Annotated in this window: 12 protein-coding genes; 2 read left to right on the top strand and 10 right to left on the bottom strand. The window is 63.2% G+C overall.

The genetic code is table 11. The annotated features are described in order from the left end of the window. Positions 1–115: 115 nt before the first annotated feature. From AB7290_RS16645 to AB7290_RS16600, 10 genes are all read right to left on the bottom strand, one after another. Positions 116–802: an outer membrane protein gene (locus AB7290_RS16645; RefSeq protein ID WP_085405398.1), complete on the bottom strand. Its 687-nt coding sequence runs from the start codon at positions 800–802 to the stop codon at positions 116–118. A 137-nt stretch (positions 803–939) separates the two neighbouring features. Next, entirely contained in the window at positions 940–2,145 is a 1,206-nt protein-coding gene (locus AB7290_RS16640) for an MFS transporter (RefSeq protein WP_085405572.1), read from the bottom strand. Positions 2,146–2,290: 145 nt separating this feature from the next. Beyond that, positions 2,291–3,118: a 3-keto-5-aminohexanoate cleavage protein gene (locus tag AB7290_RS16635; RefSeq protein ID WP_085405397.1), complete on the bottom strand. Its 828-nt coding sequence runs from the start codon at positions 3,116–3,118 to the stop codon at positions 2,291–2,293. Positions 3,119–3,237: 119 nt separating this feature from the next. Further along, entirely contained in the window at positions 3,238–4,635 is a 1,398-nt protein-coding gene (locus tag AB7290_RS16630; RefSeq protein WP_085405396.1) for an MFS transporter, read from the bottom strand. A 475-nt stretch (positions 4,636–5,110) separates the two neighbouring features. Beyond that, positions 5,111–6,427 (bottom strand): NAD(P)/FAD-dependent oxidoreductase, encoded by a 1,317-nt coding sequence (locus AB7290_RS16625; protein WP_085405395.1) that lies wholly within the window; start codon positions 6,425–6,427, stop codon positions 5,111–5,113. A gap of 59 nt (positions 6,428–6,486) precedes the next feature. Next, on the bottom strand, positions 6,487–7,803 hold the full coding sequence (locus tag AB7290_RS16620; RefSeq protein WP_085405394.1) for an NAD(P)/FAD-dependent oxidoreductase: 1,317 nt from the start codon (positions 7,801–7,803) through the stop codon (positions 6,487–6,489). An 86-nt stretch (positions 7,804–7,889) separates the two neighbouring features. Next, complete coding sequence (locus AB7290_RS16615) at positions 7,890–8,636, bottom strand: amino acid ABC transporter ATP-binding protein (RefSeq protein ID WP_085405393.1); 747 nt, start codon at positions 8,634–8,636, stop codon at positions 7,890–7,892. Beyond that, positions 8,633–9,451 carry an amino acid ABC transporter permease gene (locus AB7290_RS16610; RefSeq protein ID WP_245344279.1) on the bottom strand — a complete coding sequence of 273 codons (819 nt, stop codon included), beginning with the start codon at positions 9,449–9,451 and terminating at the stop codon, positions 8,633–8,635. The genes AB7290_RS16615 and AB7290_RS16610 overlap by 4 nt, the downstream gene beginning before the upstream one ends. Next, entirely contained in the window at positions 9,448–10,164 is a 717-nt protein-coding gene (locus AB7290_RS16605) for an amino acid ABC transporter permease (protein ID WP_085405391.1), read from the bottom strand. Before AB7290_RS16605 ends, AB7290_RS16610 begins: the two co-directional genes overlap by 4 nt. A 17-nt stretch (positions 10,165–10,181) precedes the next feature. Then, a complete protein-coding gene (locus AB7290_RS16600) occupies positions 10,182–10,940 on the bottom strand; it encodes a transporter substrate-binding domain-containing protein (RefSeq protein WP_245344278.1) in 759 nt (252 codons plus the stop codon). Between AB7290_RS16600 and AB7290_RS16595 the strand changes: the two genes are divergently transcribed. Beyond that, a complete protein-coding gene (locus AB7290_RS16595) occupies positions 10,930–11,202 on the top strand; it encodes a hypothetical protein (RefSeq protein WP_201266277.1) in 273 nt (90 codons plus the stop codon). The two genes, AB7290_RS16600 and AB7290_RS16595, sit on opposite strands and share 11 nt — an antisense overlap. A 12-nt stretch (positions 11,203–11,214) precedes the next feature. After that, on the top strand, positions 11,215–11,979 hold the full coding sequence (locus AB7290_RS16590; protein WP_245344277.1) for an IclR family transcriptional regulator: 765 nt from the start codon (positions 11,215–11,217) through the stop codon (positions 11,977–11,979). Positions 11,980–12,022 lie beyond the last annotated feature (43 nt).

Genomic DNA, 12,022 nt, shown 5'->3' with positions numbered 1-12,022 from the left:
TACGGCTATCCATCGCCCGGCAGCAGGAGCGGCCCTGCGGCGGGCGAATTTCCGCGCCACGGCTATCACGCCTGCGCCGGCGCTCCGCCACGGCGATCCGCGCCGCTGATGACGGCTAGAACCTGACGCTGATTCCACCGCGCACGGACTGGAAGCGAGGATGCTGCTCGTAGCTCCCGACGTCGGGCCAGTCGAAACGGGACGTGCCGAAATCGCTATAGCGATATTCCAGGCGCGCCGTAACCCGATAGGTCAGCGCCGCTTCTCCGCCGACGCCTGCGGTCCATCCGGTCTTCGAAATGTCGGCATCCACCGTGGGAACTGCCAATGTCGACGTCCACCGGTACTTCAGCTCGGTGAACGCCAAGCCACCCGTCACATAGAGCAGCAGGCGCTCAGTCGGTGTAAAGCCGAGCCGTCCGCGAACGGAGGCCTCCCACTCCTTGCGCGCGTCGTATCGGAAAAACGGGATGTTAAATCCGCCGTTCACCGGGCCCACGTCTACATCGGCCTCAAGGCCAACAACGAGCCTGTCCAATTGATGGTTGTAGCCCACATGGACACCGCCGAAGCCGCCGGCCGCGCGGAACCCATGCGTGAAGCCGGTCGGAGGCCCGCCCAAGAAGAATTCGACAGTGCGATCCTGGCTCCACGCGTAACCACCTTGGACACCTGCATAGAAGCCAGTCCATGCGAAGGGCGACACGGCGACAGAGCGCGCTGCCTTAACGGGCAAGTCGGCAGCATCCGCAGCGACGGCGGAGCAGGCCAGCGCGGCGAGGCAGATCAGCGTGCGTTTCATTGCATATTCCAGCCCATGGGATTGACGATTCCAACTCTAGCGGGTTCCCCCCGCTTTTGCTGTGGCGGCCGGGCGACACTCGGTGAAAACGAATAGGAAGCGACCGGCAACTCGCGGCAACCGACGTGCCGCCGACCTCACACCACACCGGCCGCGGCCACCTGCGGTCGGCGGCGGCCGAGCAGAACCAGGATCAGCACCGCTGCGCAGGAGCAGACGAAGGTGAGACCGAGCGCGCCGCGGCTGCCGTACTGGGTGAGCAGGCCGGCAAGAACGGGCGGCGAGATCGCGGAGGCCAGATTGAGCGGCAGCGCGATCATCGACGACGCCTTGGCGAACTCGGCCTGGTCGTAGAACACCAGCGGTATCGTCGCCCGCGCCACCGCCATGGCGCCGCTGCCGGCGCCGTAGAGCAGGATGAAGACCGCGACCGCCCAGGTCGCCCCCTCGCTCAGCATCAAGAGCAGCATGGCCACGGGCAGCGCCGTGCCAGCGACAAGCCCCGTCGTGATGCCGTCCCAGCGCCCGCCGCCGAGGAAGTCGAGCCCGCGGGCGCTGACCTGGATCACGCCGAGCATCGAGCCGAAGGCGATCGCCTGCGCCGGCGCCAGCCCCTCGGCCCGCAGCAATTCGATGAAAACGGCGCTCAGGCCGAAAGTGACGAAGGCATTGACGGTGATCGCGGCGACGACGAGGCCGAACGTGCTCCGCGGAATCGACAGCGCGTTGGCTTGTTTTGCGGGAACGGTGCCTCCCTCCTTCGCGACGGCCCGGCGCGGAGTTGCGAAAGCATAAAGCGGAAGCGAAACGAGAAACAGCATGGCGGCGTAGACGAGGCAGGTGCCGCGCCAGCCGAAATGGCCGCTCAGGAACGAGGTGGTCGGCCAGAAGATGCTGCCGGACAGTCCCGTCACCAGCATGAGCGCGCCAATCGCGCTCTTGGCCTGTCGCCCGGCGACCTCGTTGAGCATGATATAGGCGCCGGTCGACAGCGTGGCGCTGCCGCCCATGCCGAGGATGACCCAGGCCACGAAATAGAGCATCGGCTCGTGCGCAAAATACAGAAGGACATAGCCCGGCACGGCCACGACGGTGCCCACCATCATCACCTTGCGTGCGCCGTGCCGCGCAAAAGCCTTGGCGAGCCAAGGCGCGCACAGGCCCATGGTGACATAGAGCGTCGAGGTGCCCGCAAACACCATCGGGAGGCTCATGCCGAGATCGGCCGCGAGGTCACGGCCGACGATCGGCGGAAGGCCGATCGTGCCCCATCCAATGAGCTGGGTGATTGCAAGCACCAGCAGGACCCCGATGAGCCTGCCGTCAGATTTCAAGAACCGCATTCCGATCGTCGCCTGCCCCAGCTGCATGCGTGCGCACAGACACGTCATAGCGGGAGTCTTGATAACGGAAGTCCTGGCGCAGCGGAACGCCGGCCGCTGAATGGCAGAAGGCGGCCGGGAGCATGTCAGCAGGAGGCAGTAGCCCCTACCCCGCGAGCCCGAGCAAGGATCGCGCCTCGGCCGCGGTCGCGACGCGCCGGCCGTGGCGCGCGACAGCCTCGCCGGCGATGGTCACGAGCTCAGCATTGCTGGCGGCCAGGCGGGTCTTGTCGATCCTGATATTGTCCTCGAGCCCGGTGCGCACCGCGTCGGCGCCGCGCGCAAGCGCCCAGCCCATGACCTCGGCCTGATGGCGTCCGATCCCGGCCGCCGTCCACGTCGCTGTCGGGATCAGCCGCTTCAGCTCTCCCAGGAGGATGTCGAGGACATGCTCGTCGGCCGGCATCGCATTCTTGACGCCCATGACGAATTGCACGTGCGGGCGCGAGTCCATCAGCCCCGCCTCGATCAGACGCCGCGCACCGTGTAGATGCGACAGATCGAAGATCTCGATTTCCGGACGGATGCCATTTGTCTTCATGCCGGTCGCGAGAGTCTCGACCAGGGCGGCGCCGTTCTCGTAGACGATCGTCGGAAAGTTCACCGATCCTGTCGACAGCGAGGCCATGTCCGGCTTCAGATAAAGCGATGATCCCCGCGCCGAGGGATCGCGGCCCCGCCCGCCGGTCGAGAACTGAACGATCATCCCCGGACAATGCTTTTTGATCCCCTCCTGCACCTGCGCGAAGCGCGCGGGGTCGGAGGACGGCGTCTCGTCATCGTTGCGAACATGGATATGGGCAAGCGTGGCGCCGGCCTCGAAGGCCTCCTGCGTCGACTCGATCTGCTCGGAGGGCAAGATCGGCACCGCGGGATTGTCCTTCTTGCGCGGAACGGAGCCGGTGATGGCGACAGCAACAACAACGGGGTTCATCCCTTGACCTCATGATGATCGCGCTCGCGCGCACGGAGTTCGAATAGGACTCAAGTAACGCATCGAGCCCTGCCGCTGCAAACATCATCGATCGCAGCGGCAGGCTCCTTGCGTGCCCTTCAGGTCGGAATTGCGGCCGCACCGCTCGCCGCCTCCGCACGCTGCCGCTCATAGTCGGCCCGCGGCATCGGAACGGCCTTGGGATTGCCGAGATCGTCGATACTGACCCGATAGGTCTCCCGGGCCGTCACGGCCGCCAGCGCCGCGATGACAGTGATACCGAAGGCGATCGCTCCCACCGTCAAGGGGATATTGTCCGAGCCGGGAGGCGCCACGGTCGCAAACAGGGCCGGAAGCAACGCGGTGATGGTCGTTCCGATGTTCTGCGAGATCGCCATCGCCGACACCCGCGTGCGGGTCGGAAACAGCTCCGGGTAGAAGCTCGGGAAGATGGCGTTGTAGCCCTGATAGACGACGCCCCACATCAGCAGCGACACCAGGATCGCCAGCGGCACATTCCTGATGCTGATGGCATAGAGATAGACGAAGGCAAGCAAGCCTGAGAGCAGCGCGCCCACGATGATCGGAGGCTTGCGACCGACCTTGTCGGAGAGATTGCCGACGAAGGGAATGACGAATATGGCCAGCATATTTCCGAGGACCGGGATCCACAGATAGACGTCCTTGGCAAAACCGATGCCATAGGCCGGCTGCACTGCGTAGGCCGCACCGAAGATGGTCGCAACGACCGGGATGACGTTCATCAGAGCCATGCAGATGACCCTGAGCATGTCGCGCCAGCTCAGCTTGATGGCCTGAACAATGGGCGACCGCGGCGTTTCTCCCCGTGCGCCCTCTTGCGCAAAGGCAGGGGTTTCGTCGACTTCGCGACGAATGATGTAGCCTGCGACAATGACGAAGAAGCTGAGCAGGAACGGAATCCGCCATCCCCAGCTATTGAATGCGTCGGTCGGCATATAGGCCGCCAGCGGCAGGAACACGGCTGCCGCGAGGATTTGTCCGGCCTGCACGCCCTGAAGGGCGAAACTGGCATAGAAGCCGCGCCGGCCGAACGGCGCATGCTCCAGGATCATCGAGCTCGCGCCGGAGATTTCACCGGCCACCGCAAATCCCTGCACAAGGCGCAGGATGACGAGCAGGATCGGCGCCAGGATGCCGACCTGCTGATAGGTCGGCAGAAAACCCACCGCCATCGTCGAGATGCCCATCAGGAACATGCAGACGATGAGAACGGTCTTGCGGCCATGGGTGTCGCCCCAATGTCCGAGGACGAAGGCCCCGATCGGCCGGGCCACATATCCCACACCATAGGTCGCCAGCGATGCGACGATGGCGACGGTGGGATTTTCCGACGGGAAGAAGATTTGCGGGAAGATCAGCGACGCGGCGGTCGCGTAGATGAAGAAGTCATAATATTCGAGAGCCGAACCGATCCAGCCGCTGGCAGCGGCCTTCCTGGACTGACTCATGTGACGGATCGTGCGAGTCGTGGTCATCGCAGAAAATTCCTCCACTGGGTTTGCTGACGTCCCGTTGTCGGGCTTCGCTAGAAATTGGGCAGCATTCTCCGGGCGCTCTGCCGACTTCCGCGAGCGCTTGTCACTGCCGATGGGTATCCGATTGGTCGCGACAATAGGCTTTCGCCGGGCTAACACAATTACCCAGTTATGCGATAAACCTAACATGATGTTATTTTCGCCGGACTTGAACACAGTTGGCGATTGTGCGCCGATCAGCAGCGCTCCGGCGGAGACGCGTCGTCGACATCCGACGCAGAGACGACCAGATATTTTCAGACCGTCAGTTCAAAACACGCTTTTCGCCACAAGCGCACGCTGGGCTCGCTTCTCCCGTGCCAGCAAGATTGCCCGCATCAGACAGCGCGACTGTGTGTGGGAGACCGGCCGCCGCCGTCTGCCACGAGAAGAGCTCCCGTGACGACTACACCTTGTTTGGCGTGGGCATCAAAAATCAGGCGGCCCTCTTCAAGCGCTTGAAGCGCTCCATCCGGAAGGGTGCGGGATCTACGCAAGGCGTCGAACCGGTCACGAGATCGGCCATCAGGGCGCCGGCGCCAGGACCGATACCGAAGCCGTGGCCCGAGAAGCCGGTCGCGAGATAGAAGCCTGGAACGGAGCCGACCGGCGCGATAACTGGAACGGCATCCGGCGTGACATCCATCAGGCCAGCCCACATTTGCATGATCCTGGCGTCGCGGAACGCCGGGAAGGCTTCGCACAGATGGGTGACGCCGCCATGGACGAACCGCAGCGACGGATCGGGATCAAGAATGCGGACATGCTCGAAAGGACTAACCTCATCACTCTTCCAGCTGCGGGCCATTTTCACCTCGCGAACGAACTGACCGCCGATGCGAAGCGTCAGTTCGTTCCAGCTCTTGATGAGCGTCGGCGCATAGTCGCAGAACAATCGAAAACTGTCCGGCGTAATCGGGGCGACGTTCGCGTTGCGCTGGGCGACAGTGAACCCTCCATCCAGACGGCGGCGGAAAGCGAAGTTGCCTGCACCAACGGCAAAATCCGGAACGCCCTCGATCGAAGAAACGCGGGCGACGCTGCCGAGGATCTTCAGGACCGGAAGATCGATGCCCATGTTGCCGGCGAAGAGGCGCGACCAAGCCCCTCCCGCCAGCACGACGGACGAACAGCGGATCTCGCCGCGCTCGGTGACACAGCCGCTCACCCTGCCCGCCGATCGCTCGATGGAACGGACCGCGCAGTTGGTGAGGATATGCACCCCTTTCGCGGCCGCGCCGCGCGCGATTGCAGGGACGGCGATAAACGGCTCCGCCTTGCCGTCGCTCGGCGTATGCAGCGCGGCACGGAACGGTTTCGCCATACCCGGCATGAGCGTCTTCAGCGCCTCGCCCCTTACGAAGCGAGAGTCGAGATCGAAGGACGTGGCGTGTTTCAACCACTCGTCATACATCGCAACGTCGGCATCCGTGTCGCAGAGATAGGCGATGCCGGCCTGCCGAAAGCCGGTTTCGCCGCCGATACGCTCGTTCATGCCACGCCAGAGCCGAAGACTCTCGATCGCGAGCGGCAACTCGGCCGGATCGCGCCCCATTTGGCGTACCCAGCCCCAGTTTCGCGACGACTGCTCTGCTCCGATCAATCCCTTTTCGCACAGGGCAACGGAGACGCCACGCTCAACCAGCGAAAGCGCGGTCGACACGCCGATGATGCCGCCGCCGATCACGACGACGTCCACATGCGCAGGCAGCTCCTGCGGCGCGACGACAAGATCAGGAATAATCCTGGACACGTGGTCCTCCTTGAAACGGGTACGCGGAAGGCGAGCCGGGCCGGATGTGCCGCCCGGGCTCAGCGTCCCGGACGGTCGAGGAAATCGCGCAGGCGATACCAGCCGGCAAAGAGCGGCACGAACCAGGGCTTGCCCGAATAGAAGGGCACGGCCGTGAATGTCTCGCGATCGAAGGCCGATGGCATGTTCTGCTCGCCGAGAATCTTGCGTGCTGTCTGGTAGCCGAGAAAGGTCATCAGCGCGACACCGTTGCCATTGCAACCAGCCGCGAAATCCGCGCCGTCGCGAGCCCCGAGATGGGCTATCTTGTCGACGGTCATGGCCACGCGCCCGCTCCAGGCATGAGTGATCTTCACGCCCGCAAGCTGCGGCCAGATGGCCAACATGCGCGCATAAAGCCGCTTCGCGGCCAGCTTGTCGGGCATGTCGAAGATGCCCGGGCGTGAACCGAACAGAAGCCGTGTCCCGTCAGGCGACGGCCTGGCGTAGATCAAATCACGGCGTGTGTCGGACACCATGCGGGCCTGCGGAACGAGCTCGGCCAAGAGATCGGCCGGCAGCGGCGCGGTGGCAATCTGATAGCTCTTGACCGGCACGATACGGCTGGCGAGGCCAGGCGTCGCATCGGCGGCGGTGTAACCGTTTGTGGTTGCGACCACGTGGGCAGCCCGGATGGCACCTCGAGCGGTCGGCACGATCTTCTCTCCTTTCGTACCATCCTGCACCATACCCGCGCGCGCATGCGAGCGCAGCATGACGCCGGCGGCGCGCGCCCGGTCGCGCAGCGCCTTGTGATACTTGCCCGGATGCAGACCGCCATATTCGTCGATCACCATGCCGCCGTGATAATAGTCCGAACCGATCGCCGATCGCTGATGCGCGCGATCGAGGAAATGTGCGGTCACGCCGGTCTTTTCCGCCAGAAGCATGCCATGCCGCTTCAGAGTTTCGTAATCGCCCACGGCGTGGGCGCCGAAAAAGCGGCCGCTGAGCGCAAGCCCCGCATCCAGCTTCTCCGTCTCGACCAGCATCTTCAGATAATCGAAGCTCTCGTTGCTCTCGCCGATCAGGCGCGAGAAGAGCACGGGATCGATTCCCTTGATCGCACCACTAACCACCAGCTTCTGGCCACTCGACACCATCCCGCCCGAACGCGTCGAGGCTCCCTCCCCGATCCGGTCACCGTCGATGACGACGACGGAGCGCCCGGCGCGCGCCAGATGAGTCGCTGCATTCAACCCGGCATAGCCCGAGCCGATGACCACGACGTCGGCTCGCTCCGGCAGCGGATCGAGATCAGTCTCCGGTTCCGCGGCCTCCCACCAGTAAGGCGTCTCCTTGAAGTCCTTGGCGTAGATGTCATCAAAACGAGGCATGATGTATTGGGCCTTCCGGCTCACCTTTCATTTTCATTGCACGTGGGATGGCCGCACCACGCAGCGCGTCCGCCCCGGTGGTGCGATCAGAGAACCTGACCGAGGAATTCGCGCGTGCGCGGGTCTCGCGGATTGTCGAAGAGTTCCGCAGGAGGCGCACTTTCCACGATCAGACCACGATCGGTGAAACAAACGCGTTGCGAGACCTCCCGGGCGAACTTCATCTCGTGCGTCACGAGAATGCAGGTGAGGCCCTCCTCCACCAGTTCGCGGATCGCGAACAGCACGTCCTTTACCGTTTCGGGATCGAGCGCAGCCGTCACCTCGTCGAACAGGATCGCTTCCGGCTGCATCGCGAGTGCGCGGGCGATTGCCACGCGCTGCTGCTGGCCGCCGGACAGCTGCCCCGGATAGCTGTCCGCCTTCTCCGAGAGCCGCACCTTCTTCAGGAGCTTGCGGGCCCGCTCCTCGACTTCGGCGCGATCGTGTCCGAGAACCTGGATCGGCGCCATCATGATGTTTTCCAGTGCCGTACGATGCGGGAAAAGATTGTACTGCTGGAACACCATCGCGACCTGATGGCGCAGCACCCGCATCTGCTTTTCCGACCTCATTTCATGCACCCGGTGTGCGCCGACGCGGACAAAGCCTTCGTCCACGGGAATCAGGCCGTTGATGCAGCGCAGAATGGTGGACTTTCCCGACCCGGAAGGACCGATAATGCAGACTGCCTCGCCCTTTTGCACGAACATCGAAATGCCCTTGAGAACAGGGACGTCACCGAAGGACTTGCGGACGTTGTCGAGCTCGATCAGCGCGTCGATGCGGCTCACAGGCTTTCTCCCTTCACGGCGCGTTCCAACCGGCGCGCGACGACCGCGATCGGATAGCAATAGGCGATGAACAGGAAGAGGATGGTCAAATAGAAGTAGACGATCACGCGCTCGTTCTCCATGGCGAGCAAAGTATTCAGAATTGTCAGCACGTCCTGGATACCGGTCACCGTGGCGAGCGCTGTCGCGATCATCAGCAACGCGTAGGAATTCATCCAGCCCGGGATCATGCGCCGCAGCGCCTGTGGCATGATCACGTGGCGATAGATCTGGCCGGTGCCATAGCCGAGCGAACGTGCCGCTTCCCACTGACCGCTGTGAATGGACTGAACGGCGCCCCGGATCACCTCGGAGAAATTCGCCGCCGTCGGCAGCGCAAGGCCAATCACGGCCTTCACGAACGGCGGGAACGCAATGGTCGTGCCGAAGACATGCATCTCAAACGGCAGGAAATAGAGCGTTGCAAAAAGCAGAACGAGCCAGGGTGAATTGCGCAGGAAATTCATCAGCAGAAGAGACGGGACCCGGATCGGTCCGAACCTGGCGAGCGTCGCAAGACCCATGATCGTACCGAGCACCGTCGCCAGTGCCATGGAGGCGATCGAGAGAATGATATTGAGGGCAAAGCCGCCCGTGATCGGCCAGCCGGACGCCGAGCCGGTGAGAAGCAGAGGAAGCCGCGCCAGCACGCGGCTCCAGTGCGCCGCGCCGCCCGCCGCCGCATCGACCGCGATCCAGACCGCGACGCCAAGGGCGATCAGCAGCAGAACGGCGCGCTTCTTTCCCTCATAGGAGAGCATGGAGCCCGCGATCAATGCCCCCTCCCGTAACCCGGGAAGGCCATGAAGGCTTCGAGCCTCGCCATCGCAAATGTGAGGATGGACACCAGCACCACGTATATGAGGAGGACCAGAATCATGACCTCCAGCGTGCGAAACGTGTCATTGTAGATCTGTCCCGCGTAGTACATCAGTTCCGGCACGGTGATGACGGATGCCTGCGACGTCGTCTTGAAGAGGTTGGTCAGGATGTTCGTCAGTCCCGGCAGGCAGATGCGGGTGGCGATCGGCGCCTCGATGCGCCAGAAGCGGCCCCATCGGCCGTACCCCAGCGACCGTGCGGCATCGATGATCGACCGCGGCATGGTTTCGATGCCGGAGCGGAAGGCTTCGGTCGCCAGCGCCCCGCCGAAGAGACTGAGCGAAATCGCAGCACAGGCAAAGGCACTGAGAAGCGGAACTGATAATCCCGTCGACGGATCGGTCACCTTGAGGCCGAGGTTCGAGAAGGTGAAATAGGCAAACAACATCTGCAACAGCGGCGGCGTGTTGCGGAACACCTCTACGAACAGCTCGATCAGGGCATCGAGCCAGAAAATCCGCAGCGTGAGCCCGAGGGCCCCGAGCATCCCGATGAGGATGGCGGCCGCCGATGAGAGCGCCGCCAGCTTCAGCGTGTTGACAACACCGGTCAGCAGCCATTGCTGGTACGCAGGATCCGCGAGCCAGGAATAGTCGAGTCCGAACAAAGGCCGCTCCGTGTGCGTCAGTTCTTCTTCGCGACCGCAGCCTTCGCCCGCGCGGCGATGTAGTCGGAGTGCGGCATGCCGAACTCGGTCTCCCACGCAATCAGCTTGCCTTCGGCCTCGGCCTTCGCGATGGCCTTGTCGACGGCTTCGTGGAATTCCGTGTCTCCCTTGCGGAGGCCGCCGGCCATCGGCTGGAATTCATACGGCGCCACCGCGATCTTGTAGCTCGCCCAATCGGGCTCCTTGAGCTTCTGCTGAAGCGTCATGTCGTCAAAGACGAAGCCGATGCAACGATTGTCCTTCAGCGCACGATAGGCTTCCGGCTGGGTCTTGAAGGCCACGAGATTGATGCCGTACTCCTCGGTCATCTTCTTGTTGTAGTAGGAGCCCTGGATGCCGCAGACCGACTTGCCCTTCAGCTCTTCCCACTTGGAGACCGTCGCTTCCTTGGCCGCCAGCACGGACGGGCCGGCAGCGGAAACGTATTCCGTCGTGAAGTCGATGACCTTGGCGCGCTCGGCCGTGACGCCGAGCGTGGCGAAGATCGCATCGATGCGGCCGGCGGTCAGGAATTCGATGCGATTGGACGCGACGACAGGCACGAGCTCGATCTTATCCTCGGAGCCAAGGAGCTCCTTGGCAACGTACTTCGCAAGCGAGACCTCGAAGCCGACGATGTCGCCCTTGTCGTTCAGAAAGCCATAGGGCACGTAATCATTCTTCACGCCGACGACGAGCTTGCCGCGTGCCTTGACGTTCTCAAGCGTGCCCGCCACGGCGGCGCTACCAGCAAAAAAAGCAGCGAGCGCAACAGCGGAAACGCCCATCATCGTTTTGAAGCCTATCATCCTGTTCCTCTGGATAAATCACGGCCTTCCAGCGCTGTTGCCACAGCGCCGCGTCAGCCATCAGCTTTGCGAATGCAGAAATCAGGTCGCTCAAAAAATATGCATCAATCTCAAGCGACCTAATTTTCATCATTGGAGACGCATCTTTCTCAATGTACAAGTTGCCGAGGCCTCTTTTTTCATAATGTGAGATACTGTGCCGGTGATCGCCCAACCGCCCTCCGGTGGAGCCCAGCTGCTCGACCGGACCGTCATCCTGCTGGATCTCGTCGCCGATGGCGGCGTCGAGGGCCTATCGCTCAAGGACCTGGCGGCCCGCTCCGGGCTAAACACCGCCACCTGTCACCGCATCCTCAACACGCTGGTCGGTCACAAGCTGCTTGCCCGCGACGACAAAAAACGGCGCTACAGGTTGGGTGCACGCATGGCGATCTACGGCGTCCGCGCGGCTCGCGGCCCCGGCATCATCAGCCGCTGCGAGATCGCGCTGTCCCGGCTCAGGCGCCGCACCGGCGACACGACCCATCTGATGGCCCGCTTCAACCACGATTCCGTTTGTCTCGACCGGCGCGACGGCGAATGCATCGTGCCGACGCTGACGGGATCGATCGGCGGCTTCGTCCCCCTCGGCGTGGGCCCGGGCTCGATCGCAATGCTCGCATTCCTGGACGAGGACGAGCAGGACTACATCATCCGCGCCAACCTCGGGCGCTACGCGACCTATCGCAACCTCACCGAGAACAAGGTTCGACAGCTGATCGCCGACACCCGTCGCCGCGGTTACGCGGTGGATGTGGGCGAGCTCATTCCCGGCATTGCCGGAGTTGGATTGCCGATCATGACGCCGGGCGAAAAGCCGGGCGCGGCGCTCAGTTTCACGCTGCTCTGCGCCAAGCTGACGCCGGGCGTCCTCGAACATTACGGCGCCCTCCTGAAAGAGGAAATCGACGCCATCGTCGGTCAGTAGGAAGGATCAGGGTGGCGTGGCGACGGCCGGAAACAGGTTAGCG

The organism is Bradyrhizobium sp. 613_E4_N2_2 (assembly GCF_052075995.1).
Classification (GTDB): Bacteria; Pseudomonadota; Alphaproteobacteria; order Rhizobiales; family Xanthobacteraceae; genus Bradyrhizobium; species Bradyrhizobium barranii.
This window is presented reverse-complemented; position numbering and strand designations above follow the sequence as displayed.

Coding starts and splice junctions, on each gene's coding strand:
- AB7290_RS16640 (WP_085405572.1), bottom strand. CDS start 2,145: ATGCGGTTCTTGAAATCTGACGGCAGGCTCATCGGGGTCCTGCTGGTG.
- AB7290_RS16635 (WP_085405397.1), bottom strand. CDS start 3,118: ATGAACCCCGTTGTTGTTGCTGTCGCCATCACCGGCTCCGTTCCGCGC.
- AB7290_RS16645 (WP_085405398.1), bottom strand. CDS start 802: ATGAAACGCACGCTGATCTGCCTCGCCGCGCTGGCCTGCTCCGCCGTC.
- AB7290_RS16620 (WP_085405394.1), bottom strand. CDS start 7,803: ATGCCTCGTTTTGATGACATCTACGCCAAGGACTTCAAGGAGACGCCT.
- AB7290_RS16630 (WP_085405396.1), bottom strand. CDS start 4,635: ATGACCACGACTCGCACGATCCGTCACATGAGTCAGTCCAGGAAGGCC.